Below are 25,882 nucleotides of genomic sequence, written 5' to 3' on the forward strand. Positions count from 1 at the left end.
AACTCATCGCGCGCAAGTCAGACCTTGACCAGCGGCCCTTTCGAGGTCGGCCCCTTGGAGCCGCCGGGACCGCCCGGCTTGGACTTGCCTGGCGGACGCTTGCGGGCGCCGGGCAGCTTCTCCTGCTTCGGCGTGACCGGGCCCTCGACGAACTCGAAGCCAATCTTCTCCTTGGTCTCGTCGGCCTCGTCCTTGACCAGAACGACGCGAACGTGGCCGCCGCCCTTCAGCTTGCCGAACAGCACCTCGTCGGCCAGCGGCTTCTTGATGTGCTCCTGGATCACGCGGGCCATGGGACGTGCGCCCATCTGCTCGTCATAGCCGTGCTGGATCAGCCAGGCCTTGGCCTCCTCGGACAGCTCGATTGTGACGTCGCGGTCGCCGAGTTGCGCCTCGAGCTGAAGCACGAACTTCTCCACGACCGTGCCAATCACCTCGACGCTGAGATGGCCGAAAGAGACGATGGCATCGAGGCGATTGCGGAATTCCGGCGCGAACTGCCGGTTGATCGCCTCGTGGTCGTCGCCTTCGCGCTTGGAGCGGGTGAACCCGAACGCCTGCTTGGCGAGATCCGCTGCGCCCGCATTGGTGGTCATGATCAGGATCACGTTGCGGAAGTTAACCTGCTTGCCGTTGTGGTCGGTGAGCCGGCCGTGATCCATGATCTGGAGCAACACGTTGTAGAGGTCTGGATGCGCCTTCTCGATTTCGTCGAGCAGTACCACGCAATGCGGATGCTGGTCGACGCCATCGGTGAGCAGGCCGCCCTGGTCGAAGCCGACATAGCCGGGAGGCGCGCCGATCAGGCGCGACACGGTGTGACGCTCCATGTACTCCGACATGTCGAAGCGCAGGAGCTCGACGCCCAGCGCGGCCGCGAGTTGCTTGGCGACCTCGGTCTTGCCGACGCCGGTGGGTCCGGAGAACAGGTAGCAGCCGATCGGCTTCTCCGGCTCGCGCAGGCCCGCGCGTGCCAGCTTGATCGAGGCGGCGAGCGACTCGATCGCCTTGTCCTGGCCGAACACGGTGCGCTTCAGGGTCTGCTCGAGATGCTTGAGCACCTCGGCATCGTCCTTCGACACGCTCTTCGGCGGGATCCGCGCCATCGAGGCGATCGTGGTCTCGATCTCCTTGATGCCGATGGTCTTCTTGCGCTTGTTCTCGGAGACCAGCATTTGCGCCGCACCTGACTCGTCGATCACGTCGATCGCCTTGTCCGGCAGTTTGCGGTCGTGGATGTAGCGCGAGGAGAGCTGGACGGCGGCCTCGATCGCCTCGTTGGTATATTTCAGCCGGTGGTAGTCCTCGAAATACGGCTTGAGACCCTTGAGGATCGCGATGGCGTCCTCGACCGTCGGCTCATTGATGTCGATCTTCTGGAAGCGCCGCACCAGCGCGCGGTCCTTCTCGAAGTGCTGACGATATTCCTTGTAGGTCGTCGAGCCCATGCAGCGGATCGTGCCTGAGGCCAGCGCCGGCTTGAGCAGGTTCGAGGCGTCCATCGCCCCACCCGACGTCGCGCCCGCACCGATCACAGTGTGGATCTCGTCGATGAACAGGATGGCGTTGGGATGCGCCTCGAGCTCCTTCAGCACCTGCTTCAGACGCTCTTCGAAGTCGCCACGATAGCGCGTGCCGGCAAGCAGCGTGCCCATGTCGAGCGAGAACACCGTCGCGGCCGCCAGCACCTCCGGCACCTCGCTGTCGACGATGCGCTTGGCGAGACCCTCCGCGATCGCGGTCTTGCCGACGCCGGCTTCGCCCACGAACAGCGGGTTGTTCTTCTGCCGGCGGCACAGCACCTGGATCGCGCGGTTGATCTCGGAATTGCGTCCGATCACCGGATCGATCTTGCCGTCGCGCGCCTTCTTGTTGAGGTTGACGCAATAGGTCTCGAGCGCCTCGCCCTTCTTCTTGGCGTCCTCGTTGCCCTTGGTCTCCGTCTCCTCGTCGACGCCGCGCACGGGCCGCGCCTCGGAGACGCCCGGCCGTTTGGCGATGCCGTGGCTGATGTAGTTGACCGCGTCATAGCGCGTCATGTCCTGCTCCTGCAGGAAATACGCGGCATGGCTCTCGCGCTCGGCGAAGATCGCGATCAGCACGTTGGCGCCGGTCACCTCTTCGCGACCGGACGATTGCACGTGGATCACCGCGCGCTGGATCACGCGCTGGAAACCGGCGGTCGGCTTGGCGTCGTCGGCGCCATCCGTCACCAGATTCTCGAATTCGGTTTCAAGATAGTTGACGAGGCTCGTGCGGAGCTTGTCGAGATCGACACTACAGGCGCGCATGACGGCGGCTGCATCGGAGTCATCGATCAAAGAGAGCAAAAGATGCTCGAGCGTCGCGTATTGGTGATGACGCTCGTTTGCGATCGCCAGCGCACGATGCAGGGATTGTTCAAGGCTTTGGGAAAAAGTCGGCATTCGCGTCCTCTATGGCCCCCACCATCATGATCGTCATCGCCCGGTCAGGCAACAACAACCTTTGTCACATATAGTTATACAAGATCGCGGCAAAAGACCGGTTCCGCGACTCTGGCGGCTGCACACCTGCGGTATTCTCGATTACGGTATTCTCGATGCAAAACCCGTTCCGATTTGGGCGGGATCGGCGCCGGCACAAAATTCCGTTGCTGCCGGCTGGAAGGGATGTCGCGCGCAGACCTCAGGCGACGATCACACCGCCACTACAAGGGAGCCGGCTTCAACGCGCCGTAAGGCGTCTTACTTCTTTTCCATCACGCATTGCAGCGGATGCTGGTGCTTGCGGGCGAAATCCATCACCTGTGTCACCTTGGTCTCCGCGATCTCGTAGGTGAACACGCCGCACTCCCCGATGCCGTGATGATGGACGTGCAGCATGATCTTGGTCGCCGCCTCGACGTCCTTCTGGAAGAACTTCTCCAGCACATGGACGACGAATTCCATCGGCGTGTAGTCGTCGTTCAGGATCAGCACACGATACAGGTTCGGCCGTTTGGTCTTCGGCTTGACCTTGGTGATGACCGACGTGTTCGGCCCGGAAGGGCCGCCCGAACGGTTCTCATCGTTGCTCATCCGGGGAGCGTAGGCGGCGGTGACCGCGGACAGGTCGAGTCTGGAAGTCAGTTGCGGCATGGCACAGGCGTTCAAATTCCCCACGGAAGCGAATGACGGTCTGCGGCGCAGCTCAGCACTTCGGAGCCTCGCACAGGCGCGCCGCCTTTCTGAATCGCCGCCTCCGACCGATCCGGTCCAAACCGGATCGGTCGATAGCAATATGGCCCTGCCCCCGGCTCGCCGCAAGCATGCAACGGTCCGGCCGATGCTGCCGCGGCGGTCCCGATTCCCGGCCCGGTGATCCTCACCAAGGTTAGTCAATCCGGACCGGTTTGACAAAATTTTCCGTGGCGCCCATTTGGAACGTGTTGACCAGGAACCCGACCGTCCCATGCGGCCGCGACGTTTCGCGCACGGCACATCTCCGGTTTTCTACGGTCCAATTTACCAAGGGCTCGAGTGCGTGGCGCGAGATCGGGCCGTGTCGCGTTCGACGTCTCCAGCTTTGCGACAACGGCAGGTCGGCAAGCGTCACGATCGATGCGGCACTCTGACGAATTCATCTCGCGCAAACAAAAAGCCCGGCTGATGCCGGGCTTTTTTCATTCCAGGACTTCCAGAAAGCGTTAGTTCGCAGCCGGGGTGAACTTCGACACGATGGTCTCGACCGGCTTGAACGCCTGCTTGGCGAGGTCGCTGTAGAGGCCGGCGATCTTCTGCGATTCAGCAACGAAGGTCTCGTAGGCGGAACGGGCGAAATCGGTCTGCGCTTCCATGGCCTTGTCCAGCGACTTCACGCCGGAGAGCTTCTCGACGAAGGACTTGGTGTCTTCGAACGACTTCTTGGTGTAGTCGCCATAAGCGCTCGCGATCGCCTGGAGGCCGTGCTGCACCGACGTCGCGGAGGCGACGCACTGCTCGAACTGCTCTTTCCCGTAGTTCTGAAAGTCTTCAACCTTGAACATGTCGGAATCCTTTTTCCCTGGCTCTCGTCGGGAAGCCCCGGCTCCCTGACTCTGCCCACAATTAGTGCAACGCACAAAAAAGTCAAGAATCTTGTGCGACGCACAAAACTAGATCCAAATCGCTGAGATTCCCGGGGTTTCCCGCAAGGGTTCCTTAAGCTTTTGGAAACCGCGGCCCCCTACCCTGATTCCCTGGACGTGTTCACTTCCGCAGGCGGTCAAAAGCCGTTTGAGAACATCACCTTAGCCAGAACAGCGGCTCAGGCCCAACGTTTCCCGCGGCGGACACCAGCGGAGGGGCAGCCTGAGCAGGTAATGATCCCGGGTCCATTGGGCACAATTTCGCCTCACGAGCCGGTGATCAAGTCAGAAACGGGGACGGGGTTCCATGCTTCGTAACAACTTGTCTTCCTCGCGCTTGGCGCGGGTTGGCGTTTTCGGGCTGCTTACGGTCACCACCGCAGTCATCTTCACCACCGATGCTGCCGAAGCGCGGCGCCACCGGCGCCATTACGCGCACCACCGGGTGCAGCGCGATGTGTCCGAGAGCTCCAGCCCGAAATTCGCGTCCATCATCGTCGACGGCAATTCCGGCGCGGTGCTGCAGTCGACCAGCCCCGACGGACTGCGCCACCCCGCCTCGCTCACCAAGATCATGACGCTCTATTTGCTGTTCGAGCGCCTCGAGTCCGGCAAGCTGAAGCTCGACACCGAGATGCCGGTGTCTCAGCATGCCGCCGACCAGGATCCGACCAAGCTCAACCTCCGCCCTGGCCAGACCATCCGCGTCGAGGACGCGATCAAGGGCCTCGTGACGCGCTCCGCCAATGACGCCGCCGTGGTGATCGCGGAAGCGATCGGCGGCGACGAGGACGATTTCGCGCAGATGATGACGCGCAAGGCACGCTCGCTCGGCATGTCCAAGACGGTCTACCGCAACGCCTCGGGCCTGCCGAACGACGAGCAGGTAACGACGGCACGCGACCAGGCCACGCTCGGCCGCGCCATCCAGGAGCGCTTCCCGCGCTACTACCGCTACTTCGCGACCGCCTCGTTCAACTGGCGTGGACAGTCGATCCGGAACCACAATCACCTGCTCGGCAATGTCGAGGGCGTGGACGGCATCAAGACCGGCTACACCCGCGCCTCCGGCTTCAACCTCGTCAGCTCGATGCGCCGCGGCAATCGCCACCTGATCGGCGTTGTGCTCGGCGGCCGCAGCGGCGGCTCGCGCGATGCCATCATGCGCAACCTGCTCGCGGAAAATCTCGAGAAGGGCGCGACCACCCATACAGTCGTTGCCGTCACCGAGCGTAACGGCGCCGACGCCAATGCCGACGTCGCCGACGCATCCGATACCCCGGCACGCCCCGTGGCGCAGGTTCAGCCCGCGGCCGCCCCTGCTCCCGAGGCCGCCCCGTCCCGCCTTGCCGCGCGTCTGTCGACGCTGGCCGCTGCAACTGCCGCGATGCCGCCGTCTCAGCCGAAGCCTGAAGTCCGCCCGACTGAATCCAAGATCGAGCCGGCACCGCTCACCAACGGCGTGATCTCGAGCCAGCCGCTGTCCATCATCCCCGGCTCGTCCGAGCCGATGAAGCCGGTTCGGGTCAAGACGGTGCAGGTCAAGGCCGGCGCCATGAAGGTCGCCTCCGCCGCCCCGGCCCAGGTATCGCCGCCAGTCACGAACACCATTCCGTCCCGGTCTGACGTCGCGGAGACCTCCGGCGCCGTCGTCGCCCGGGCCGATCTCATCAACAAGCCTGAGGTCGCGAGCCAACCGGAGGCGCCGAAGGCCGAGATCGCCCGCACCGAGCTGCCGCGGCAGCCGGCGGGCTTCGGCACCGGCAACGGCATCCTGGGGGTGCTGCCGGCCGCAAGCGCCGCCGCGCCGGCCCCCGCCGCTCCGAAGCTTGCTTCCGCCGATCCGGCGCCGCAGCCGATCCAGATGAGCGCCACGACCAAGCCGGTCGTCACCCACAGCGGCTGGATCGTCCAGGTCGGCGCGCTCGAGAGCGAGACCGAAGCCCAGCACCGCATCGACGCCGCCCGCAGTTCGGCCCGCGGCCTGCTCAGCAAGGCCGATCCGTTCACCGAACCGGTCGTCGCGAAGGACAATCGCAAGCTCTACCGTGCCCGCTTCGCCGGGCTCGAGCGCGACCAGGCCGAAGCCGTCTGCCGTACCCTGAAGCGCGCCGAGATCTCCTGCATCACCGTGCGCAACTGATCTCCTCCACCGCTTCCGAACAAATGCCCGCGCTTTTGCGCGGGCATTTTTGTTTTCGAACGTGCGGTGAGCAGAAGCCAGTTCCGCGACAACCTCTCGTCAAGGATTTACGGTTAAGATTTTCCTCAAGGGATCGACCACGCCGACAATGGCGGGCATCGGGCGACGGCAAACGGAGCAAGCGGAGCTCACGCGGTACGGGCGTTTGTGGCGTGGTGCCGGAGTTAGCCGTTATGCGTACGAAGCAGAGTATCCTTGGCCTCGTTTACACGGGCAGCGAGATACGTCGAGCCCCCCTGGTCGGGATGGAGTTTCTTCATCAGGGACTTGTGAGCCCTGCTGATGTCGTCGCGCCCCGCGCCCGGCTGCAAGCCAAGGATCTGATAGGCTTCCTCCGTCGTCATTTTGCCGCTCGTCGCCGTGCGGCGCTGCCGCCCTGCCGCATCGCGCTGCGCGTCCTGACGCCAAGCGGGAAACCGGCGGTCCAAATAGCTTTCAAGTAAGGCCACACTCTCGGCGTCGAACGCCGGCACCATCGCCAGCAGGCCGGCGAGATCAAACTCGCCGAGGTCGCGCCCGGCATGAGGTCCGGCAACGATCTGGCCTGTCAACTGGCCGGTGTCGTGGTCAAGCCGCATGTCCAGGAATTGCGAGCGCACCCGCGAGGCCTGTCCGGACGGGCGCGTCGCGCCGCCGCCGAACAGCCCTCCGACATTGCCGAAGCCGGCGTTGGCCAGGGGTGTCCAGCCGAGCAGCCCGGCGCCGAAGATTCCGAGCGGAATCGCGACGACCAATTCGCCCCGCAGACCCGTGAACGCTGCGGCCGCCAGCGCCACCACGCCGCCACCGAACTTGATGGCGCGCGCCAACGCCGCCGGATTGGCAGAGCGGAACGTCTGGAGCAGCAGATAGAGCGTGATAACAGCGACAGCGCCGGCAATCAGGGTCATGGCCGGAATAATATAGTCGCCCTCCCGGCAAAATGCATCGCGTCCACGGCCGCAGCGGGTCGCAGCCTGCTTGAAGCGTTACTTCATCTGTCCGATCAGCTTTGCTGCGCCGCTCGCGCTCTTCGCCAGTTGTAGCAGCGCTTCGCGGCCGCCGGCAGCGTAAGCCGCCGCTGCCCGCAACAGCTCGCGCAACTGCGCCGCCGCGCCCGGATCGAACCGGCACCAGGCACCGCCGGTCAGGCGCGCGATCTCGCGAAAGGTCCGCTCGGCCACCGCGTCATGGCCTTCCTGAAACACGAACACGGGCACCTTGAGCATGCCGAGCTCGCCGGCCTTGGCGCAGAGCTCATCGGCCTTCTCCTCCATGGCATCGCCGACGAAGACGACGGCCCGCACGCCGGAGGCGACCGCCTGGCGCCGGGCCTCGCTCAGCACCTTGCCAATCTGGGTGTCGCCGCCGCGGCAATCGATCTTGCTCATCAGCGTCGCAAGCCTGGCACTGTCGGAGATCCACGCCGTCGCGCGGCATTCGTTGAAGCCACGATAGTAGACGAGCCGGATGTCGAGACTGCCGAGCGCCGCGGTCTCGCGAAACATGTCGGCCTGGAGCGCGCAGGCCATGTCCCAGGTCGGCTGCCGGCTCATCGTCGCATCCAGCGCGAAGATCAGCCGCCCCTTCGCGCCGGGCGCATGCGGCGACAGCGCACGCGCCTTGGTGACGAAGGCGGCAATGTCCTCCGAGGTCGACGTCCCGGCCTGCGGCACCGCGCCGCCGGCCTTCGTCGAGACGGCATCACCGCGCGGCTTGATGGGTTCGCCCGACATCGCTGCTCAACCATGCGTGGGCGATTAATGTGGCGCGCACACAGAGCCCGGTCAATGTGCAAAGCCTCCGCGAGCTTACGCCGGCGGAGGCTTTGAAATCGATGCCGATGAGTGCCGATGATGAGGGAGGCGTCAGCTCTTGGCAGGCGCCATCAATGCGACCGGACCGGGCTCGAGAATCTTGGGCGGGGACGACTGCGTGTCGACTGGCGCAATCTCGCTGTCAGTCGCGCTCAGGAACTTGTCGAGCATGCCCTGGATCGAGTTCTTGGCGACGTCCGGACCGGTGTCCCGCATGTCATTATGCTGGAATTCGGTCTTCACGACCTGAATGCCCGCCTTCTCGCACTCCTCGTCCGTGGGGATCACGCCCGCATCGGTCTTGAACTGCGGATCGGTGGAGCGGAACGACAGGATCTTGAACTTGCCGGCAGTGACGAAGGGAACCCGCAGATTGTCGAGGGTGACAACCTTCTTGACCTCGTCCGGATACTGCTTGGCAAAATACATCGAGATGTCGCCGCCCATGGAATGACCGACCATGGTCACCTTGTCGTAGTCGGCGTTCGGCTGGACCTTCTTCATTTCCTGCATGGCAAGATGAATGTTGGCAACGCCGCGCAGGATCTGCGGCAGCCGGCCGACATAGAGCTCGCCCGGCTTGGTCACCATCGGAGGATCGGTCGGCAAATCATGCTGCGGGCTGACGACCATGTAGCCGCGCGCAGCGAAGATGTTGGCGAGGAAACCGTACTCGGTATTCTTGACCGTATTGCCGTGATTGATCACGGCGACCGGCAGCGTGATCATGCCGGCATTGGCCTGCATTTCCTTGTCGCGGCGCACCGCGATGTCGACCGGCACCGGGCGATTGTCGCGCGAAGCGTCGTAGAAGGTGATGGTCTCGTGCTTGATGGCCCACTTGCTCGCCGTGAAATAGGCGATGCCGCAGAGGGCACTGACTGAAACCAGAACGGCAATTCCACGCTTCATTTTTGTCCTCAGCCGCAGGCTCTTGCGGCCTGATCCCTGTTGAAAATCGTGTTCTTCCGGGGCTCTTCGTCCCCTTGTCGCCTATTCGCTAATATATGTCACAGCAGCGTGACAGGAAGGCTAAATATTGTGAACCGGCAGCCCTTTCATTGTGCGTCGCACACGTTTGTTGGGCACCCTGTCCTCATACGGCCACTTTAGGTGCAGGCCACTATCCGACGCAACCAGTGGCGATTGGGTTCGATTGCACAGGTAAGTCCAGGATGAAAACGGCGGAACGCGGGTTGAGTTCCCGCGACAAGCGGCCGCTGGGATTGACTGCAAGTAGCGATATACCGCTGCCTTAGGCGCCGAGGATGTCGTGGACCTCGAGCGGCTTGTCGACCTGGCTGAACCACTCGGCGCGGTTGGCGGCGCGGCGGCGGCCGCGCTCGTCGAGCGGCAGCTTGAGCTGGCGGAGCAGGCTCGTCACTTCCTCCCGGGCGGTGAGATGGCCGAGATTGGGGCGCATGCCGAGCGTGGCCTCGTCGATCTCGTCGAGGGCGGTCAGGCCGCGCGGGAAGAATTCATGCAAATTGCAGCGCGCCGTTCTTCATCATGAATCGCGACGCGAGCTTTCGTCTGTGGTCCGCAAGTGTCGCGACGTCATGCGCAGACTTGCGCGGGATGCTGTGCCGCATCCGGATGCATGGCGTCCACGATCGCGGCTTGTTAAGGTTAGCCAGCCGGACGCCAGCCCTCACCCGCACTGATTCCCAACCCCGTCGAGTCCTGATGTCACCAAGCCCCTTGATCGTCCGCACGGTCCCCACCCTGCGGCGCGCCATCGACAATCTTCGCAAGCGAAAGGCCACGATCGCGCTGGTCCCAACCATGGGGGCGCTCCATGATGGGCATGTGTCGCTGGTTCGCCTCGCCAGGCGGCGCGCAAGCCGCGTCGTGGTGTCGATCTTCGTCAATCCGACTCAGTTCGCTCCGACGGAGGACTTTGGCGCTTATCCGCGAACCTGGAAGGCCGACATCGCCAAGCTCGCGGCCGAGGATGTCGATGTGGTCTGGCACCCCGGCGTCGAGGCCATGTATCCGGAAGGCTTCGCCACCCGCATCGTGCCGGAGGGGCCGGCGCTGGCCGGGCTCGAGGACCGCTTCCGGCCGCATTTCTTCGGCGGTGTCGCCACCGTCGTCGGCAAGCTGTTCACGCAATGCCGGCCCGACTTTGCAATCTTCGGCGAGAAGGACTTTCAGCAGTTGCGGGTGGTGACGCAGATGGCGCGGGATCTCGACCTCGGCGTCAAGGTCATCGGTTCCCGCACGGTGCGCGAGCGCGACGGGCTCGCGATGTCCTCGCGCAACGTCTATCTCTCAGCCGAGGAGCGGCAGATCGCAACCACGCTTTACCGCGCCATGAAGGAGAGCGCCGGGCGCATCCGTGCCGGCGAAGCGATCGCGCCCGCGATGGCGAGCGGCGCCGAGATGATCAAGGCGGCCGGTTTCGCGCTCGACTATTTCGAAGCCCGCCATGCCGCGACGCTGGCACCGGTCACCTCGCGCAAGGACGGCCCCTTGCGGATCCTGGTCGCGGCCAGGCTCGGCACGACCCGGCTGATCGACAATATCGCGGTTTAGAGCAGGCCGAGATCGCGCAGCTCACGCCGCATCGGCTCCGGCATCGCCGCGATCGAGCCGGCGGCTGACTTGCCGAGATCGGCGGGCACAGAATCATCGGTGAGATAGCGCCAGCCCTGGAACGGCCGCATCGGCCGCGGCGACACCGAGATCACCTTCGGCTGCATCACGATCCGGCAGCGTCCGATGCCGTCCTTGTCGCGGAACGGCTCGATGCCGATGATCTTCTCCCGCGCAGCGATCTCGCCCTTGATCACCCAATAGAGCGAGCCGCCCGCCAGGATCTCGGCGTCGCGCTTGGGCACCATGCGGGTGATGTGGATGTGACGTTGCGGCAGCCCCTTCTTCTTGGCGGCCTGCATCCGTTCGGCGACCCACTCCTTCAATTCCTTGACGGAGTCGCAGCCGACGGCGAGCTTGATCAGATGTAGCGGCATGCCCCAGCATTAGCCGGGCAGCCGCGCATTTGGAATGCCGATCTACTCGTTATCCGCAGCCGCGGGCGCAGCCGCCGAGGCCGGCGGCGGCGCGAGCGGAACCGGCGCGGCGGCTGGGGCACGCGCAGCCTTCGGCGCCGGCGGCTTCTTGGCGGCGGGGGCCGCGGGAACTGCGGCCTGCGCCGAGGTCGCGGCCGGCGCGCGCGGCGCGGGCGCTGCTGCCGCGTTTGCAGCCGGTGCCGCCGGGCGCGTCGTCGCCGTGGGCTCCGGATTCATGATGCTGACCGGCGGCGTCGACGAGGCGCTCGGGAACTCGGCATTGGTCGGCTTGCCTGTCGGCATCGACGGCGGCAAGCCGGCAAGCGCGGCGCTGGCCGGCATTGCCGGCGCGTTCCAGGTCGGCGCATAGCGCGCGACCAGCGTGTCGTAGAGATGGGAATTCATGTTGGCGGCGACCTGCTGCTGGTCGGTCAGCGAGCGGAACGCAGCGCAATCGAACTCCGTGCAGCCGTCGCGCGCGACCAGCACATGCGCAACGAGGCCGTAGCGATCACGCTCCAGCGATTTGCGCAGCACCTTCATGTCCAGCGTCAGGCTCCTCTCGGCCGTGGCGACCTCGCCGAGCGCGGTCAGCCGGTCGATCCTGGCGGCGGTGTAGGAGACGGCCGCAGCGGCTGTATCAGGCGCGCCGAACAGCGCCTTCTCGCAGCCAACGGCCACGGCATCGCCGGCGAGATCATCGAGACAGGACAGCGCCGGCAAGCTCGCTGTCACCGTTCCTTGCGCGCGCACCTCGGCCGGGGTGGCCTGCCCCTCAGGACCATAGACGCGCACGGTGGCCGCTCCGGCGATCGCGATGGATAGCAGCGTAATCACGGTCAGCGCGCCGTTGGCCACGGAGCGGTCGGCGCGCGGCAGCGCGATCAGCAGGATCAGCCCGAAGAATCCGGCAGCCGCCAGCGTCGTCCACATCGGGAAGGCCGGCGAGTGCCAGATTTGGTCGAGCGAAGTGGCCCATGCCCAGTTCATGCGCGACGTCCCCTCACGCGAGCAAAGAGCGGATGGTCAAAGCGAGCACCGCGAGTCGGCAACTGCCCCCACTCACCTTGGGAAGGTGAAGCGGGCCTTTTGACGGCGAGAGGACACAACTTCCCGGGAGGCGCCTATGCGCAGGTAGCGTCGGGCCTTCAGGAGAGCGCGAGCTGGCTTTCCTTGGCAACGCGCTCGAAGGCTTCGGTCGAGCTCTTGATCCGGTACTGGCAGTCGTCGCCTTCGGTCGGCAGCAGACGGATGATCTCATACGCGCCGCTGGCAGCCGGACGCGCGACGTTGCTGGCCGTGAACAAGACGCGCGTTCCCACGGGGAATTTGTGCTTCAACACCCTCTCCATTACTCAAACAGCGCCTCCCTCGCCCAGTGTCCCACTGCGATGGCCGGCCGGAAACCCGGGCCGTCCTATAGCACGAGCCCCGCCGGTTTGGCCAGCGCAAACCGGCATGGCAATCGCGCAAATTCTGCCGCTATTTCATAACGATAGCGGGACAACCTGCAAGCTCGATGGACCGCGGGAGCCGCTCGTTCGCGTGGCGTGTCGCAGCTGGTGTCGCAGCCTCCTGCGCCACGGCCCTGGTCGCCGGCCTGACCGCCGCCGGCCCGCCGGCCGGCGTCCCGATCAGACCAGCGATCAGGCGTCCTCGAACTTCTCGATGCGAAGCGTTTCGGCGAGCCCGTCCCGGGTCCATTCCTGGAACGCCGGAAGCGCCAACATCGTGTCCATGTAGGCCTTGGTCTCGGACGTGACCTCGATCGCGTAGGTACGGAAGCGGTGCACGACCGGTGCGTACATCGCATCCGCCGCACCGAAGCGGCCGAACAGGAATGGTCCCTTGGCGCCATAGCGGGTCCGGCACTCGCGCCAAATCTCCTGCACGCGCGCGATATTGGCCTTGGCGTCCGCCGACAGCGTCACGGGGCGTACGGGACGGTGCAGGTTCATACCGCATTCGTTGCGCAAGGCCATGAAGCCGGAATGCATCTCGGCGCATACCGAACGGGCATAAGCGCGCGAGGCGACATCATCGGGCCACAGCTTTTTCTCCGGGTAGCGCTCGGCGATGTATTCGATGATGCTGAGCGAATCCCACACCGTGATGTCGCCGTCGACCAGCACCGGCACCTTGCCGGCGCGGCTGAAGGACAGGATCTGCTCCTTGTCGGCGGGATTGTCGGTGTAGAGCGGGATGAGCGTCTCCACGAACGGGATGTCGTTGGCGCGGAGCGCGAGCCAGGGTCGCATCGACCATGACGAGTAGTTCTTGTTGCCGATCGCGAGTTTCAGCGCAGCCATGTCATCAGTCCTTCCCGAGACGCCCAGAGCGAGCTGCTTTTAACGCCATCGCCTGCCGCCAATCAATCGTTGCCGCGCCTCGCCATGCGTGGCAATCGTTGCCGCCCGCGAGGAGACGGACATGAGCAGGCACTGGGTCGACATCACCGCCGTCGGCTTCTTCATCATCGAATGGCTGGCCTACGCGCTGACGCTGGAGCATTCGGCCTATGGCCGCGACAGCCTGTCGGCGCGCATGAACCGCTACCGCGAGGTCTGGGTGCGCCAGCTGCTCGACCGCGACACGCGCATGGTCGACATGCAGATCATGGCCTCGCTCCAGAACGGCACCGCCTTCTTCGCCTCCACCAGCCTGTTCGCACTCGGCGGCGCGCTGGCGCTGCTGCACGCCACCAACGATGCCATCACCATCCTGAGCAAGCTGCCGATCGACCTCAGCCCCTCGCCCGCACTGTGGGAGCTGAAATGCGTCGGCCTCGTGCTGATCTGCGTCTACGCCTTCTTCAAGTTCGCCTGGGCCTATCGCCTGTTCAACTACGTCGCGATCCTGTTCGGCGGCATGCCGCCGGCCTCCCAGCGCGACACGGCGGAGGCCGAAGCCCATGTCATCCGCACCTCGCGCCTGTTCGAATCCGCCGGCCGCCATTTCAACCGCGGCCAGCGCGCCTTCTTCTTCGCGCTCGGCTATCTCGGCTGGTTCGTCAGCCCCTGGCTGCTGTTCGTGACCACGGCGGCTGTGGTGGTCGTGACCTGGCGACGGCAGTTCGCGTCCAGCGCCTGGGCGGCGATGGCGCCGGAGGTGGTGGCTGATGGCGTGGAGCAGAAGCGCAGTCATTGAGGCGTCCGCGCCGGTGCGGTGAAGTGCAGCCCACGCTTTCTCCACATCGTCATTGCGAGCGCAGCGAAGCAATCCAGAATCCCTCCGCGGAAAGACTCTGGATTGCTTCGTCGCAAGGGCTCCTCGCAATGACGGAGCAAGGGGCACTGCCGTCGTCCTCCAAATGCCACTGTCATTCCCCGTCACCGGGTCTCGCCTTCGGCGAGCCCGATGACAGGCTCCGGCTGGGAATCCAGTACGCCGCGGCCTCTCGGTTCAATCACAAGTGTCTCGGAGTACTGGATCGCCCGGTCGAGCCGGGCGATGACAGCGAGTGTGTGGTTAGCGCTCGCCCAATCTCGTCATTGCGAGCGCAGCGAAGCAATCCAGAATCCCGCCGCGGCAAGACTCTGGATTGCTTCGTCGCAAGGGCTCCTCGCAATGACGGAGCAAGGGGCACTGCCGTCGTTCTCCAAATGACGCTGTCATTCCCCGCGAAAGCCGGGAATCCAGTACGCCGCGGCCTCTCGGTTCAATCACGACCGTCTCTGGAATACTGGATCGCCCGCCTTCGCGGGCGATGACAGCGCCAGACGCGCCTTCTCATTCTCGCGGCGCGTTTCGCCCGAGCTTTGCTCGTCGCTCCACCCTCTTATCCAAGAGGGCGCAGGGAAGGCCGGGTGCCGGCGGCACCCGCGGTCCGCTGCGCGAAACGCACACGCAGAGAAGACCGCACAGCAGCATACAGGTGAAGCCCAACACACGGCCTTCCCTGCGCAGTGGTTTGACGGCTTATGCCGCGCTCTCCCGGGAGCCGAGTTCGTTCTGGCCTCCCTCACCCCAGCGAAAGTCGCCGGCATCGCGCCGGTTGACGCCAATGCCGCATCCGCCAGGGCTTGACCGTAGCAACGACGGCCAGGACCACACGGTTTTGCCGTACGCACGGTTCGCTATGCGCCGCAGTTTTTCCAACCCTGTCGACGGAGCCGGAAACTTGCTGGCGAGACGACCCTGACAGCGCCGTTCGTCCGCACGAAGCCTCTGGCTCACGGAGAGCAATCCGCCCTGCCCGCAGCTCTCGCGCCCGACGCTGCCGCGTCCACCGCAAGCCCGGCTCTACGATCATCACGACACATGATCGCCCCTCAAGGGTGAGCCGGGATGGGCGACACATACGACAAATCCGAATTTCGGTAAAGCGGAATATTTTCGCGAACGAGGATTGACAGAGAGCGACACAGCAAAATCCCGCAGCCCGGATTACGCTGCGCGCTCCATCGGGCTACAAAACTACATGCTACCCACCAAAATCCCGCGGGCTGAACGGCAAATCCAACACCTTCCATTCCCCGTACAAGGCGGCCGGCAACATCTTGTAGGGCTGGCAGTTCTGGAGCGCGCTCATTGCGGACTTCACCAGGGCCACGCCCTTCGCGGATGGCGGGGCCGCCATCAGGATCGGCTCGCGCGCCAGCGTGCCGTCGGTGGCGAGCACCGTACGCAGCTTGATGTGGACGTTGTCGGTCGGCGCAACCCCGGCCGGGAGCTTGGCGCAGCTTTTCAGGTGACGGCGCAGCTCGGCGATGACTTCCGGTGGAAGCTTGGCGGCGATCGAATCCTTGGCGTCGCCGCCGTCGTCTTTGGGAGTGTCCTTCGGCAGCTCCGTCGGCAATTCAGGCGGCAGGCCCAGCATGACGCCGTATTTGACGGTGACGTCAGGCTCCGGCGCCTGGTAGGCCGGTGGCGGCGCAGCCTGGGGCTGCTGCATCGCCTGTGACGACGGCGGCTGTATCGGCGGCTGCGGCATCGCCTGTGGCGGCGATTGCGGCATCGGCTGAGGCGGGGCCTGCGGCGGAGGCTGTTGCGGCTGTGCGTTGGCCTCGCGCGGCTTCGGTGAAGGCGAAGGCTGCTGTTGCGGGGAACGTTGCGGCTCGGGCGACGCTTGCGGTGATGGCGATGGCGCGGCCTGCTGCTTGGCCACCGCATCCGACTTGTCGGTGAAATCCAGCTTCGGCAGTTTCAGGTCGGGCGTCGGCTCCGGCGGTTTCTCCTTTGCCGTCTCTTTCGTCTCCTGCTCCTTGATCTCGTCCTTGACCTGCTCCGGCGCGACGATGTCGACCGAAACAGTCTCGGGCGCTGCGGCGTGGAACGGATGGACCTCGCTGATCAGGATGATCAGCGCCACCAGCGTCAGATGCGCGATCGCCGACGCCGCGACGTCCGTCCGTATGATCTTCCGCAGTTCCATCGACTGACTTCGGGTTGCCGCGCTGGTCCTAGCATACCCCAGGACCCCCTCAATCCCATTTCGGCGCGAAGCCGAAATCGGTCAGGCGGCCCTTGGGGTGGGCCAGCGCGGCGATCCGGCTCATCTCGTCCTCCGACAGCTCGAAATCGAAGATCTCGATGTTTTCCGACAGGCGCTCGACGCGCGAGGTGCGCGGGATCGCAGCGACATTCTGCTGCACCAGCCAGCGCAGGCACACCTGCGCCGGCGTCTTGCGATGGGCGCGGCCAATCTCCGCGACCGTCTGGTCGGTCTTGATGCGACCCTTGGCGATGGGACTGTAGGCGACGAGTGCAAGGCCATGCTGGTCGCAGGCCGCCCTCACCTTCGCCTGGTCGAGATAGGGATGATATTCGACCTGGTTGCAGGCGAGCGGCTCGGGCGATAACGCCACCGCCTGCTCGATCAGCGCCACCGTGAAATTGGAAACGCCGATATGGCGGGTGAGGCCCATCGTCTTCGCATGCGATAGCGCTCCAAGCGTCTCCGCCAGCGGCACGTGCGAATTGGGCCAGTGCAGCAGCAACAGGTCGACCGAGGGAAGCCGCAGGCGGGCGAGGCTCTCCTTGACCGAGCGTTCGAGATCGTGGGGCGCGAAATGGTTGGTCCAGACTTTCGTGGTGAGGAAGATGTCGTCGCGGCGCACGCCCGAGGACCGCAAGCCGTCGCCGACCTCACGCTCGTTGTCATAGACCTGCGCGGTGTCGATGTGGCGATAGCCGAGCCGCAGCGCCTGCTCGACCACGCGCGCGGCCGGCCGGCCGTCCAATTCCCAGGTGCCGAGCCCGATCGCCGGGATCCTTGCACCATTGGCCTCGACGAACAGCATGAGGAATCCTCTCTGTTGCGGCAGCCCCAAATCATCCAGGCGTCATTATGGACCCGGCCCATGTCACTGCCAACGCAAGCCCGCGGCAGTTCGGCCGGATATTCAGGGCAATACTAACGTGAGGTTCGCGTCGAGCTCTTGGCGTCAGGCCTGGTCATCAGACCTTGGCGAGCGCTTGGAACACCGTATCCGGCGCATGCGCGATCACAGCGAGCAGCGCGCGGGCCGGTCCCCGCGGGGCGCGCTTGCCCTGCTCCCAATTACGGATGGTCTCGACGGGGACGCCGAGTTTTGCGGCGAACTCCATCTGGGTGAGACGGGCGCGGCGGCGCAAATCGCGCACCGCGAGCGGGCCGGTGTCGCCCGACGCGGCATTGGCCGCCGGCCGGACCGGAAATTCCTGCCCGTCCCGCAATTCGACGATCCGCCCGTCCGCCTTCAGCCTCAACCGCATGCTCATTCCCCCAAGCACGGACGATGATGCGGCAGGTCGCTTAAGTTCGGATTAAAGATACCGAGGTCTCGTGCCCCGGACGCGGCGCGCCCGGGACAGGGAGTGAGGAGCCCGTGCCCACCCCGTCATTGCAAGGAGCTCTTGCGACGAAGCAATCCAGACTGCCACCGCGGAGGGTTTCTGGATTGCTTCGCTACGCTCGCAATGACGAAGAGAGAGGCTGCCTCCTACTTCAACCCGAACCAGAGCGTCGCAATGCCGAGGAAGGAGAAGAAGCCGACGACGTCGGTCACGGTGGTGACGAAGGTGCCGGACGCCACCGCCGGGTCTGCCCTGACACGGTCGAGTGCCATCGGGATCAGGATGCCGCCGAGCGCGCCGGCGACGAGATTGCAGATGATGGCAAGTCCGATGACGATGCCGAGGCCGGGGATCTTGAACCAGGCCACGGCCGCGATCCCCGTGATCACGGCAAAGGCAAGACCGTTGACGAGGCCGACCAGGCTCTCGCGGATCACGACGCGCCAGGCGTTGAAGGAGCCGAGCTCGCGGGTCGCGAGCGCCCGCACCGCGACCGTCATGGTCTGGGTCGCGGCATTGCCGCCCTGGCTCGCCACAATCGGTGCCAGCACGGCGAGCGCGACCATCTTCTCGAGTTGTCCTTCGAACAGGCCGAGCACGGAGGACGCCAGGAACGCGGTGGCGAGGTTGACCAGCAGCCAGTTGAAGCGGCCGCGCGCAATGGTGAGAAACGTGTCGGACAGCTCTTCGTCGCTGGTGACGCCGCCCAGCGCCTTGAGGTCCTCGTCCGCCTCCTCCTCGATGACGTCGACGACGTCGTCGACGGTGATGACGCCGACCAGGCGGTCCTGGGTGTCGAGCACGGGCGCTGCGACGAGATTGTACTTGCCGAACATGCGCGCCACCTCCTCCTGGTCCTCCAGGACGGAGACGCGGCGGCGATCCTCGTCGGTCAGCTCGGTGAGCGGCACCGGACGGCGTGCGCGCAGCAGCACGTCGAGCGGCACCGCGCCCTGCCAGTGCTGGTCCTTGTCGACGACGTAGATCTCGTAGAAGCGATCGGGCAGGTCCGGCGTCTCGCGCATGTAGTCGATCGCCTGGCCCACGGTGAAGTCCTGGGGCACCGCGATGAACTCGGTCTGCATCCGGCGGCCGGCAGAATTTTCCGGATAGAGCAGGCTGCGCTCGAGCGCGACGCGCTCGCGCAGCGGCAGCTTCTCGAGAATTTCCTCCTGATCCTCGGCGTCGAGGGTTTCCAAGAGCTCGACCGCATCGTCGGATTCGAGCTCGCGGACACCTTCTGCGACCGTCTCCGGCGGCAGTTCCTCGAGGATCTCCTCGCGCACGGCCTCGTCGACCTCGTTCAGCGCGGAGAAGTCGAAGTCGCGCCCGGTCAACTCGACCAGGCGGACCCGGTCGTCGGGCTGCAATGCGCCGATCAGGTCGCCGAGGTCGGCCTCGTGCAGCTCGGCGACGATCGCGCGCAGCTGTGCGGAGTCCGCGGCCTCGATCGCATGCGCGATCTCCTCGACGAATTCGTGCCGAATTTCGCCGTCTTCATTGCGCATCGGCACGTGCTCGAGTACCGAATCCGCAGCGGGAGGGGCAACGTCCATTTGTTCATCCATGGCGCGCCTCGCCGTTTGACAGGTTGGATCAGATGGTCTGGGCTGACGGCTCAGGCAATACCCACAAGCGAACTGCGAGCGCAATGACAAAGATGCATCGGCCGGAATGGACCTCGATGGCGCTGGGCGCGGTGCTGGCCGGCCTCGTCGGCGCAACCTCGCCAGAAGCCGCCGAGTGCCCGCGCAAGGACGCGCTCGGCACCGCGCGCGTTCTGAGCGTCGACGCCAAGACCACCCCGCGCGTCGGCTTGAAGAGCTTTCCGCAGACGCTGCCGCTCGCCGATCGCGAGGTCGTGCTGACCTTCGATGACGGCCCGCATCCGCCGACCACCTCGAAGGTGCTGGCGGCGCTGGCGCAGGAATGCGTGCGTGCGACCTTCTTCCTGATCGGCCTGCACGCCTCCCAGCATCCAGACATGGTCAAGCGCATCGCCAGCGAGGGCCACACCATCGGCCACCACACCTTCTCGCACCCGTTCATGGCGCGGCTTCCGCTCGACAAGGCGAAGAGCGAGATCGACCGCGGCATCGCGGCCGACGAGATGGCGCTGCACGGGGTGTCGACCACGACGCCATCGACGCCGTTCTTCCGCTTCCCCTATTTCGAGGCAACACCAGGACAGCTCGACCTGCTCCAGGCGCGCGGCATCGTCGTGTTCGGGGCTGACCTCTGGGCCAGCGACTGGAACGAGATGACGCCGGAGCAGGAATTGAAGCTCGTCACCGAGCGCCTTGCCGCCAGCGGCAAGGGCATCATCCTCTTCCACGACCCCAAGGCGCGCACGGCCGCGATCATGCCGGCCTTCCTGCGGTATCTGAGGGAGAACGGCTATCGGGTGGTTCACATCGCGCCGGCCGGCCCCGCGCAGAAGCATGCCGACGCGCATTGATGCCGGAATGTCACGCCGGCGCAAAATGGGGTGATTTAGGCCCTGTTAACACTCTGTTCATGCTAGCCCATGCAAATGATCGGGGGACCTGTCATGGGAAAGGGTTCTTTGCGCCTGAACCGGTTTCCAGACGTCTCCGACCTATTAAGGCGGCCATCGCATATGGGGGCAGACGAAGGTTCATGATCGGAAGTAGCGTTGTTTCGTGGACGCGATCGTGGAGCGCCCTTGGCCTGTTGTTGGGATTGCTGACTACAGCTTCGCCGGCGGCGCTCGCGGCCGACTGTCCCGGCCACCCGGACGCGCTCGGGACCTCCCGCACCCTCGTGGTCGATCCGCGCGAGCATCCGCTGATCGGCACCATGCAATATCGCGAGACGCTGCCGCTGAAGGACCATGAGGTGGTCCTTACCTTCGACGACGGTCCGCTGCCGAAATATTCCAACCAGGTGCTCCAGATCCTCGCCGACGAGTGCATCAAGGCGACCTTCTTCATCATCGGCAACCAGGCCAAGGCCAATCCGGAAGGGGTGCGCAAGTTGGTGGCGGCGGGCCACACCGTCGGCACCCATAGCATGGACCATCCACTGACGTTCGACCGGATGCCGATCGAGAAGGCCGAGGCCGAGATCAATGGCGGCATCGAATGGACCTCGGCCGCGATGACCGATCCGTCCAAGCTCGCGCCATTCTTCCGCATTCCCGGCCTGATGCGCGCCGAAGGCGTCGAGAACCACCTGATCTCGCGCGGCATCCAGGTCTGGAGCGCCGATTTCCCGGCCGACGATTGGCGCCATGTCTCGTCCGACCGGGTCTATCAGCTCGCGATCCAGCGGCTGGAGGCCAAGGGCAAGGGCATCCTGCTGCTGCACGACATCCAGGCCCGCACGGTGGCGGCGCTGCCGAAGATCATTCGCGACCTCAAGGCGCGCGGCTATCGCATCGTCCATGTGGTGCCTGCGACCGCCGATCGGCCGGCAACGCCGACGACGCCAGTGGAGTGGCTGCTGCATCCGCCGACCGAGACGACGCCGATCGCGCGCTGGCCGCGCGTGCCGAATTTCGTGTTCGCGCAGACCGGAACGCTGCCGGCGCCCGCTGTTGCCGACCTCAATGCGCAGACCGAGCATCAGCCGCTGCTGCCGCGCCGGACCATGGCGCAGGCGAATGTCGCGGCCACCCTGCCCGTGCCGGACCGCGACCTGTTTGCGATTCCCGAGGGCTCGGTCGAGGTGCTGCTGTCGACGACCGCCTCACGGCGCGCCGCGACGCGGCTGGCCATGGCAGCCGAGAGGCCTCATCCGGCCAAGGGCAAGGCAGCCAAATCGCCGGGACGGCGGACGGCGCATGCCGCGCATGGCACACCGAAGCGCGCCGCGCAGGCCAACACCACGGCGCCCAAGGCCGCCGCGCCGCGTCCGGCCGGGGTCGCCAGCCTGAAGAAGCGCGCTTAAAGCCCTACTGCCGCATGATCGCGGCGACGCAGAGCAGCACGATCAGCGCCAGGAAGAACAGGTCCATATAGGACTTGAGCTCGCCGTCGCGCCGCAGCCGCGCAACGTCGGTGACCACTTGCTTGCGTGCCGAAGTTCCGCCCGAACCATCATTGATCGGGGCCTGAAGCCGCCGCGTCTCGGCCTCCAGCTTTTCGATCTTCTGGAAGAAATAGAACGCGCGCAGCGTCGAGGCTGCGCGCATGGCGGCATAGACCAGCACCAGGATCGCCAGGATCGCCCGGTTCGGGTACTTCTCCATGAAGTTCAGGCTGAAATAGACCACCGCCATGAACGCGAAATTGGTGATGAAGCGGTAGACGAAGCTAAGAAAAACCATGCTGGCTCGAGCCTTGAAGGGGTAGCGCAACCGGATCGTCGCGCCTACGGGATCAGGGGCCAGACCGGAGCAGCCGGCCTGGATGCCGTGCAGGCCCGTCTACGCCAAGTTTGTTTCAACAAAGATACTTTCGCCCCGCAACTCGCCGCCTTTTAGCCACACGCGGCCATATTGCAAGCCGGAGCACGCCGTCGCCCCATTCCCGCGCCGCTTGCCCGCAACGGCTCAATGGCGATTTGGCGAAAGTCGCGATAGACTATCGACCGCCGCCACATGTGGGGTCTGCCGATGTCGAAGAAGGGAATCACGGGCCACGACGATTGGGTTCTGACCGAGGCGCTTGCGACCGCGCTGGTCGCGCTGGAGCAGCTCGAGCCAAAGCACCGGCCGAACGCGCATATGGACGACATCCGCAAGATGCTCTCGAACGGCAAGGAGCCGGCGGCGGTGAGCCTGCACCTGGCCCAGGCCAAATGTCGCCTGTTTCCCGACCTCGATCCGCTGGAGATCTACCGGGAATACGGTATCGGGGAGGAATACGGCTAAACGGGCCGGTCGACGACCGCGCTAAGGGCCGCCGGCCACCGATCCCGCGATCACCATGACCAGGGCGCCAAGGTCGACCTTGCCGTTGACGGTCAGCTCCTCCGAGCGTTTCACATCGTCCGAGCCTTGAACCTTGAGCGCTTGCGGCCGGTCGGCAGCTTGTCTTTGCAGCTCGCCGATGATGGCTTCCTTGAGTTTCTCTTCCAGCATGGGCTTTGTCCTTTCAGGCCGCCATCGCGCGGCAGGATTGGGCGCACGAGCGGCACATCGCGACGCATTCGTCCATGCCGCCGATCCGCTCGCAGTCCTCGGCGCATTCGGCGCAGATTTCCGCGCATTCGCCGCAGGTGTGCTTGTGATGTGGCGTGTTGATCAGCATGAAATGCGCGGCCGTCCGGCACATCTCCGCGCAGGCCATCATCAGGCGGAAGTGCTTCGGCTCCACGTGCTTGCCGCCGGTCTCGAGGCAGTGGTTCATCGCCGTGCCGAGGCAGATCTGGTAGCAGCTCATGCAGAGCCCGATGCAGCGCGTCATGTCTTCGGACTGAGCCATCCGTTCTCTCCAATCGCGCGCCCCACTCCGCTCGACCAAAGCGGGGCAACGCGCTTCGTTCCAGGTTCCGGTCGCTGCGCTGGTCATTTGGGGTTTGGGTCCGCAAGACGGGCGCCAGGCTCCTCGAGCCGCCCGCTCCGCGCCAGCCGGACCGCGTTGCCGAGCGCGCGCGCTGCATTCTGCACCTGCTGCTGGAATTCGTCGTCTTCGTCGAGCTCGCGATGCGAGGTGGCGTACGGCTCCATGTAGCCGACATAGCCGTCCAGCTCGGCGAAGCGGCCGGCCGAGATCAGCTGCATGTCGGTCAGCCAGTCGGACAAGGCGCGGCGCACGTCCTCGGCGCCAACCGCATCGCCGTGAACGACGATGCCGAAATGACGGCCGGCGAGATGACGCGGATAAGACCAGCCCTTCAGCTCCATGGCCTTGGCTTCTGCGGCCTTCTTGCCGTGGGTCGAGGTCGGATCGGGATTGCCACCATCGGCGCAGACCAAGCGGTCCATCATCGCCTTGAGCCCGGCCGGCACGTGATACCAGTTCACCGGCGCCACGATCAGGATGCCGTGAGCGGCGACCCACAGCGGGTAGATCTCGTTCATCCAATCGCCGGTCTGCCCCAGCGAATAGTTCGGATAGCAGCTGCACGGCCAGTGACAGAGCGGCATCGCGGTCGCAACGCAGGATTTGCAGGGATGGATATTCTTGCCGAACTCCGAGGCGAGCCGTGACAGATCGAGAATGTCGACGGCAAATCCCATTTCGATGAAGACCGGCTCGGCCAGCTTGACCAGGCGCCAGGTCTTGGACATCTCGCCGGGACAGGTGTGCTCGCTGCGGGCCGAGCCGTTGATGATCAGGATCCGCGGCGTCTCGGCGGCATCGTCATGCCGTTGCTGCGCCGCAAGCACGGCGGCGCGCGCCTCCAGCCAATCGACGGCGATGTCGTAATCGGGATCGGCGAAGCCCGCGCCCGCCTTGCGCGTCAGCGGCGCCTTGCGCGAATGGCTGTAAGCGTCCCAGGCAGCGCCGACAACGGCATCGAGTTCGCGTTGCAGCGGAGCAAAGGCGGGATCGACGAACTGGCTCCTGTAACGCCGCTCGAACTCCTCGCGCGACAACCTGACGGGCGGCATCCCCTTGCGAATGTCGGCGTCCGTCATGCTGGCTCCTGGCGAAGTCGGTACCGTCCGACCAACCCGGGGCGCTGCGCGCGGTTCCCATAACTCTACTGGCGCACCACCTCCTGGGGCAGATCGAAGCGCGCGATGCGCTGGTCGAGCCGCCACAGCTCGATGCGATGCAGCAGCACGAGCGCGGCGGCTTCGCGCTTGGCCTGCTCGTCATTGTCGCAGACGAGATTGATGCATCCGAATACACGCCCGTCCGGTTCGATCTGGAACGCGCGATAGTGCTTCATGCTCCCCATCTTCACTGTCCTCGTCGTGGGTAGACGGGTGCGCTCAGCCAGTCGGTCAGGTTCGAGGTCACTTCGTTCTGCTTGGCGAGGCGCAGCAACATGTCGCGCTCGTTGCCGGGCGGCAGGCTACGCGCGCGCTCGCGGGCGCTTTCGGCAAAGGCCGTCAACCGCTCCTGGAGCGATTGGGTCTGTTTCCTGCGGTTACGTTTGGCGGTCATCGTACTTTCACGAGCAATTCGGATGGACGGAAATTGCCGGCTGAGGGCGGCCCAGCCGAGACAGATTGTAGATTCCGCCGCGTCAGCCGGTTCCGGCATTTCAATAAGTTAACATGGACGGAGTGATCATTTTTCGGGTTTCTGCCCAAGACATCAGCGCATCGGTGCGCGCCGACATCTGAGCAGTTCCCGGCAGCCTGATGTGCTGCACGCTCCAATCGCGGCTGCATTAGTCCGGCGGCTGCAAGCCTGGCGACCTCAGCCACTCACTCAGCTGCGATCCCGTTTCGGCCTGACGCGCCTTGCGCAACATCTCGTCGCGCGCAGCGCCGGGCGGAAGCGATTTGGCTTCTTCGCGTAGCCGCTCTGCTTCGGCGGCCAACCGGGCTTCCAGCGATTCCGTTTGCTTGAATCGATGCCGCATCGACATCAGGCGTTCTCCCTGTTTCCGGGCGGAGCGCGTCGTTGCGTTCTCGTCACTCCTCAGTTTCGCAGTCCCTCACTGCGGCGGGAGATTAACGTTCCCGATCGGGAGCGGTTGCGTCGCTGACGTGGAATGTTGACGCGTCTCCAGCCGCTCTCAGCGCAAGCGCGCCGCCAGAGAGACGTGCTGGTTTGGTCAGCACGACTTACATATGCTGCCGGTTCGCTCCGGTGGGAAGAGCTATGAGCCTTTCGCCGAAGAGAGAACGAAGAACATTAACCTGGGTGGTGGTCGAAAGCGGAGGGATCGATCATAATCGAGAAATGACAGACGCCCTGTTCGCACGCGCTCAACTGGCGCTCGAAGAAAACGGCGAAATTCGAAAGCAGCGCCACCTTCTTCGGACGCAGTTCGACGACGCGCGCGAGAAGCTTCGACTGTCGATCTACGAAAGCGCAAGCGTCCGCTCCGAGATCAAGGCACGTCAGGACAATGAGGGGCGAGGCTCGCCCCGGCGGACAACGTAGCGAGCCCTCACCTCCCACCTCACCAGCGC

28 protein-coding genes and 1 pseudogene are annotated in these 25,882 nt (G+C 64.9%); 7 read left to right on the plus strand and 22 right to left on the minus strand.

Annotation, left to right across the window (positions count from 1 at the left end; all coding sequences use genetic code 11):
- Positions 1-17: 17 nt before the first annotated feature.
- The 3 genes from clpA to LRP30_RS23300 all read right to left on the minus strand — a co-directional run bounded on the left by clpA (position 18) and on the right by LRP30_RS23300 (position 4,006).
- Positions 18-2,426, minus strand: a complete 2,409-nt coding sequence (clpA, locus tag LRP30_RS23290) for an ATP-dependent Clp protease ATP-binding subunit ClpA (RefSeq protein ID WP_128933285.1) — start codon at positions 2,424-2,426, stop codon at positions 18-20.
- A 300-nt stretch (positions 2,427-2,726) separates the two neighbouring features.
- Entirely contained in the window at positions 2,727-3,059 is a 333-nt protein-coding gene (gene clpS, locus LRP30_RS23295) for an ATP-dependent Clp protease adapter ClpS (RefSeq protein ID WP_164934959.1), read from the minus strand.
- Positions 3,060-3,667: 608 nt separating this feature from the next.
- On the minus strand, positions 3,668-4,006 hold the full coding sequence (locus LRP30_RS23300) for a phasin family protein (RefSeq protein WP_024341049.1): 339 nt from the start codon (positions 4,004-4,006) through the stop codon (positions 3,668-3,670).
- 388 nt (positions 4,007-4,394) lie between these two features.
- Between LRP30_RS23300 and LRP30_RS23305 the strand changes: the two genes are divergently transcribed.
- Positions 4,395-6,230: a D-alanyl-D-alanine carboxypeptidase gene (locus LRP30_RS23305; protein WP_249756432.1), complete on the plus strand. Its 1,836-nt coding sequence runs from the start codon at positions 4,395-4,397 to the stop codon at positions 6,228-6,230.
- Between the two features lie 224 nt (positions 6,231-6,454).
- On the opposite strand, the gene LRP30_RS23310 is transcribed toward LRP30_RS23305, so the two are convergent.
- The 4 genes and pseudogenes from LRP30_RS23310 to LRP30_RS23325 form a co-directional block, all read right to left on the minus strand.
- A complete protein-coding gene (locus tag LRP30_RS23310) occupies positions 6,455-7,180 on the minus strand; it encodes a DnaJ domain-containing protein (protein WP_128941299.1) in 726 nt (241 codons plus the stop codon).
- Positions 7,181-7,258: 78 nt separating this feature from the next.
- Entirely contained in the window at positions 7,259-8,005 is a 747-nt protein-coding gene (locus tag LRP30_RS23315) for a VWA domain-containing protein (protein WP_128941298.1), read from the minus strand.
- Between the two features lie 132 nt (positions 8,006-8,137).
- Complete coding sequence (locus tag LRP30_RS23320; protein WP_249756433.1) at positions 8,138-8,998, minus strand: alpha/beta fold hydrolase; 861 nt, start codon at positions 8,996-8,998, stop codon at positions 8,138-8,140.
- Positions 8,999-9,341: 343 nt separating this feature from the next.
- Positions 9,342-9,566, minus strand: a pseudogene (locus tag LRP30_RS23325) (division plane positioning ATPase MipZ); the annotation flags it as partial.
- 206 nt (positions 9,567-9,772) lie between these two features.
- Here LRP30_RS23325 and panC point away from each other — a divergent pair.
- Positions 9,773-10,624: a pantoate--beta-alanine ligase gene (panC, locus tag LRP30_RS23330; RefSeq protein ID WP_249756434.1), complete on the plus strand. Its 852-nt coding sequence runs from the start codon at positions 9,773-9,775 to the stop codon at positions 10,622-10,624.
- Here panC and LRP30_RS23335 read toward each other — a convergent pair.
- The 4 genes from LRP30_RS23335 to LRP30_RS23350 all read right to left on the minus strand — a co-directional run bounded on the left by LRP30_RS23335 (position 10,621) and on the right by LRP30_RS23350 (position 13,409).
- The gene (locus LRP30_RS23335; protein ID WP_128933278.1) at positions 10,621-11,061 is read right to left on the minus strand and encodes a DUF1489 domain-containing protein; all 441 of its coding nucleotides are present in this window, start codon (positions 11,059-11,061) and stop codon (positions 10,621-10,623) included. The genes panC and LRP30_RS23335 overlap by 4 nt on opposite strands.
- Before the next feature lie 42 nt (positions 11,062-11,103).
- Positions 11,104-12,090, minus strand: a complete 987-nt coding sequence (locus LRP30_RS23340) for a hypothetical protein (RefSeq protein ID WP_128933277.1) — start codon at positions 12,088-12,090, stop codon at positions 11,104-11,106.
- A 158-nt stretch (positions 12,091-12,248) separates the two neighbouring features.
- Positions 12,249-12,452, minus strand: a complete 204-nt coding sequence (locus LRP30_RS23345) for a hypothetical protein (protein ID WP_128926196.1) — start codon at positions 12,450-12,452, stop codon at positions 12,249-12,251.
- A gap of 294 nt (positions 12,453-12,746) precedes the next feature.
- Entirely contained in the window at positions 12,747-13,409 is a 663-nt protein-coding gene (locus tag LRP30_RS23350; protein WP_128933276.1) for a glutathione S-transferase family protein, read from the minus strand.
- Between the two features lie 121 nt (positions 13,410-13,530).
- On the opposite strand from LRP30_RS23350, the gene LRP30_RS23355 reads away from it, so the two are divergent.
- Positions 13,531-14,247 carry a DUF599 domain-containing protein gene (locus LRP30_RS23355; protein WP_249756435.1) on the plus strand — a complete coding sequence of 239 codons (717 nt, stop codon included), beginning with the start codon at positions 13,531-13,533 and terminating at the stop codon, positions 14,245-14,247.
- 1,276 nt (positions 14,248-15,523) lie between these two features.
- Here the strand turns inward: LRP30_RS23355 and LRP30_RS23360 are convergent.
- The 4 genes from LRP30_RS23360 to mgtE form a co-directional block, all read right to left on the minus strand.
- Entirely contained in the window at positions 15,524-16,474 is a 951-nt protein-coding gene (locus tag LRP30_RS23360; RefSeq protein ID WP_249756436.1) for a hypothetical protein, read from the minus strand.
- 49 nt (positions 16,475-16,523) lie between these two features.
- Positions 16,524-17,342: an aldo/keto reductase gene (locus LRP30_RS23365; protein WP_128941291.1), complete on the minus strand. Its 819-nt coding sequence runs from the start codon at positions 17,340-17,342 to the stop codon at positions 16,524-16,526.
- Positions 17,343-17,499: 157 nt separating this feature from the next.
- Positions 17,500-17,802 carry a helix-turn-helix domain-containing protein gene (locus LRP30_RS23370; RefSeq protein ID WP_091889582.1) on the minus strand — a complete coding sequence of 101 codons (303 nt, stop codon included), beginning with the start codon at positions 17,800-17,802 and terminating at the stop codon, positions 17,500-17,502.
- Between the two features lie 221 nt (positions 17,803-18,023).
- Positions 18,024-19,445 carry a magnesium transporter gene (gene mgtE / locus LRP30_RS23375; RefSeq protein ID WP_091889584.1) on the minus strand — a complete coding sequence of 474 codons (1,422 nt, stop codon included), beginning with the start codon at positions 19,443-19,445 and terminating at the stop codon, positions 18,024-18,026.
- 116 nt (positions 19,446-19,561) lie between these two features.
- On the opposite strand from mgtE, the gene LRP30_RS23380 reads away from it, so the two are divergent.
- Together LRP30_RS23380 and LRP30_RS23385 are read left to right on the plus strand one after the other, a co-directional pair.
- The gene (locus LRP30_RS23380) at positions 19,562-20,335 is read left to right on the plus strand and encodes a polysaccharide deacetylase family protein (protein ID WP_249761818.1); all 774 of its coding nucleotides are present in this window, start codon (positions 19,562-19,564) and stop codon (positions 20,333-20,335) included.
- Positions 20,336-20,517: 182 nt separating this feature from the next.
- A complete protein-coding gene (locus LRP30_RS23385) occupies positions 20,518-21,789 on the plus strand; it encodes a polysaccharide deacetylase family protein (RefSeq protein ID WP_249756437.1) in 1,272 nt (423 codons plus the stop codon).
- A gap of 4 nt (positions 21,790-21,793) precedes the next feature.
- Here LRP30_RS23385 and LRP30_RS23390 read toward each other — a convergent pair whose 3' ends face one another.
- Positions 21,794-22,168 (minus strand): hypothetical protein, encoded by a 375-nt coding sequence (locus LRP30_RS23390; protein ID WP_249756438.1) that lies wholly within the window; start codon positions 22,166-22,168, stop codon positions 21,794-21,796.
- A 288-nt stretch (positions 22,169-22,456) separates the two neighbouring features.
- Here LRP30_RS23390 and LRP30_RS23395 point away from each other — a divergent pair, with 288 nt between their 5' ends.
- On the plus strand, positions 22,457-22,714 hold the full coding sequence (locus tag LRP30_RS23395; protein ID WP_164940018.1) for a hypothetical protein: 258 nt from the start codon (positions 22,457-22,459) through the stop codon (positions 22,712-22,714).
- A 21-nt stretch (positions 22,715-22,735) separates the two neighbouring features.
- On the opposite strand, the gene LRP30_RS23400 is transcribed toward LRP30_RS23395, so the two are convergent.
- The 6 genes from LRP30_RS23400 to LRP30_RS23425 all read right to left on the minus strand — a co-directional run bounded on the left by LRP30_RS23400 (position 22,736) and on the right by LRP30_RS23425 (position 25,332).
- On the minus strand, positions 22,736-22,924 hold the full coding sequence (locus tag LRP30_RS23400) for a hypothetical protein (RefSeq protein ID WP_091889590.1): 189 nt from the start codon (positions 22,922-22,924) through the stop codon (positions 22,736-22,738).
- 13 nt (positions 22,925-22,937) lie between these two features.
- Positions 22,938-23,267: a four-helix bundle copper-binding protein gene (locus LRP30_RS23405; RefSeq protein ID WP_128943337.1), complete on the minus strand. Its 330-nt coding sequence runs from the start codon at positions 23,265-23,267 to the stop codon at positions 22,938-22,940.
- A gap of 83 nt (positions 23,268-23,350) precedes the next feature.
- Positions 23,351-24,427 carry a flavodoxin family protein gene (locus LRP30_RS23410; protein WP_128943336.1) on the minus strand — a complete coding sequence of 359 codons (1,077 nt, stop codon included), beginning with the start codon at positions 24,425-24,427 and terminating at the stop codon, positions 23,351-23,353.
- 65 nt (positions 24,428-24,492) lie between these two features.
- Positions 24,493-24,693, minus strand: coding sequence for a hypothetical protein (locus LRP30_RS23415; protein ID WP_091889819.1), 201 nt, complete (start codon positions 24,691-24,693; stop codon positions 24,493-24,495).
- A gap of 2 nt (positions 24,694-24,695) precedes the next feature.
- Complete coding sequence (locus tag LRP30_RS23420) at positions 24,696-24,902, minus strand: hypothetical protein (RefSeq protein ID WP_128933268.1); 207 nt, start codon at positions 24,900-24,902, stop codon at positions 24,696-24,698.
- Between the two features lie 229 nt (positions 24,903-25,131).
- Complete coding sequence (locus LRP30_RS23425; protein WP_128933267.1) at positions 25,132-25,332, minus strand: hypothetical protein; 201 nt, start codon at positions 25,330-25,332, stop codon at positions 25,132-25,134.
- 236 nt (positions 25,333-25,568) lie between these two features.
- On the opposite strand from LRP30_RS23425, the gene LRP30_RS23430 reads away from it, so the two are divergent.
- A complete protein-coding gene (locus tag LRP30_RS23430; RefSeq protein ID WP_249756439.1) occupies positions 25,569-25,853 on the plus strand; it encodes a hypothetical protein in 285 nt (94 codons plus the stop codon).
- Positions 25,854-25,882 lie beyond the last annotated feature (29 nt).

The sequence above is a fragment of the Bradyrhizobium sp. C-145 genome (genome assembly GCF_023375135.1).
GTDB classification, from domain to species: domain Bacteria; phylum Pseudomonadota; class Alphaproteobacteria; order Rhizobiales; family Xanthobacteraceae; genus Bradyrhizobium; species Bradyrhizobium zhanjiangense.

Coding starts and splice junctions, on each gene's coding strand:
- LRP30_RS23320 (WP_249756433.1), bottom strand. CDS start 8,998: ATGAAGCGTGGAATTGCCGTTCTGGTTTCAGTCAGTGCCCTCTGCGGC.
- LRP30_RS23425 (WP_128933267.1), bottom strand. CDS start 25,332: ATGTCGATGCGGCATCGATTCAAGCAAACGGAATCGCTGGAAGCCCGG.
- LRP30_RS23360 (WP_249756436.1), bottom strand. CDS start 16,474: ATGGAACTGCGGAAGATCATACGGACGGACGTCGCGGCGTCGGCGATC.
- LRP30_RS23430 (WP_249756439.1), top strand. CDS start 25,569: ATGAGCCTTTCGCCGAAGAGAGAACGAAGAACATTAACCTGGGTGGTG.
- LRP30_RS23350 (WP_128933276.1), bottom strand. CDS start 13,409: ATGGCTGCGCTGAAACTCGCGATCGGCAACAAGAACTACTCGTCATGG.
- LRP30_RS23405 (WP_128943337.1), bottom strand. CDS start 23,267: ATGGCTCAGTCCGAAGACATGACGCGCTGCATCGGGCTCTGCATGAGC.
- LRP30_RS23390 (WP_249756438.1), bottom strand. CDS start 22,168: ATGGTTTTTCTTAGCTTCGTCTACCGCTTCATCACCAATTTCGCGTTC.
- LRP30_RS23415 (WP_091889819.1), bottom strand. CDS start 24,693: ATGGGGAGCATGAAGCACTATCGCGCGTTCCAGATCGAACCGGACGGG.
- LRP30_RS23305 (WP_249756432.1), top strand. CDS start 4,395: ATGCTTCGTAACAACTTGTCTTCCTCGCGCTTGGCGCGGGTTGGCGTT.
- LRP30_RS23335 (WP_128933278.1), bottom strand. CDS start 11,061: ATGCCGCTACATCTGATCAAGCTCGCCGTCGGCTGCGACTCCGTCAAG.
- LRP30_RS23380 (WP_249761818.1), top strand. CDS start 19,562: ATGGCGCTGGGCGCGGTGCTGGCCGGCCTCGTCGGCGCAACCTCGCCA.
- LRP30_RS23300 (WP_024341049.1), bottom strand. CDS start 4,006: ATGTTCAAGGTTGAAGACTTTCAGAACTACGGGAAAGAGCAGTTCGAG.
- mgtE (WP_091889584.1), bottom strand. CDS start 19,445: ATGGATGAACAAATGGACGTTGCCCCTCCCGCTGCGGATTCGGTACTC.
- clpS (WP_164934959.1), bottom strand. CDS start 3,059: ATGAGCAACGATGAGAACCGTTCGGGCGGCCCTTCCGGGCCGAACACG.
- LRP30_RS23345 (WP_128926196.1), bottom strand. CDS start 12,452: ATGGAGAGGGTGTTGAAGCACAAATTCCCCGTGGGAACGCGCGTCTTG.
- LRP30_RS23420 (WP_128933268.1), bottom strand. CDS start 24,902: ATGACCGCCAAACGTAACCGCAGGAAACAGACCCAATCGCTCCAGGAG.
- LRP30_RS23370 (WP_091889582.1), bottom strand. CDS start 17,802: ATGAGCATGCGGTTGAGGCTGAAGGCGGACGGGCGGATCGTCGAATTG.
- panC (WP_249756434.1), top strand. CDS start 9,773: ATGTCACCAAGCCCCTTGATCGTCCGCACGGTCCCCACCCTGCGGCGC.
- LRP30_RS23355 (WP_249756435.1), top strand. CDS start 13,531: ATGAGCAGGCACTGGGTCGACATCACCGCCGTCGGCTTCTTCATCATC.
- LRP30_RS23410 (WP_128943336.1), bottom strand. CDS start 24,427: ATGACGGACGCCGACATTCGCAAGGGGATGCCGCCCGTCAGGTTGTCG.
- LRP30_RS23400 (WP_091889590.1), bottom strand. CDS start 22,924: ATGCTGGAAGAGAAACTCAAGGAAGCCATCATCGGCGAGCTGCAAAGA.
- LRP30_RS23315 (WP_128941298.1), bottom strand. CDS start 8,005: ATGTCGGGCGAACCCATCAAGCCGCGCGGTGATGCCGTCTCGACGAAG.
- LRP30_RS23310 (WP_128941299.1), bottom strand. CDS start 7,180: ATGACCCTGATTGCCGGCGCTGTCGCTGTTATCACGCTCTATCTGCTG.
- LRP30_RS23340 (WP_128933277.1), bottom strand. CDS start 12,090: ATGAACTGGGCATGGGCCACTTCGCTCGACCAAATCTGGCACTCGCCG.
- clpA (WP_128933285.1), bottom strand. CDS start 2,426: ATGCCGACTTTTTCCCAAAGCCTTGAACAATCCCTGCATCGTGCGCTG.
- LRP30_RS23365 (WP_128941291.1), bottom strand. CDS start 17,342: ATGCTGTTCGTCGAGGCCAATGGTGCAAGGATCCCGGCGATCGGGCTC.
- LRP30_RS23395 (WP_164940018.1), top strand. CDS start 22,457: ATGTCGAAGAAGGGAATCACGGGCCACGACGATTGGGTTCTGACCGAG.
- LRP30_RS23385 (WP_249756437.1), top strand. CDS start 20,518: ATGATCGGAAGTAGCGTTGTTTCGTGGACGCGATCGTGGAGCGCCCTT.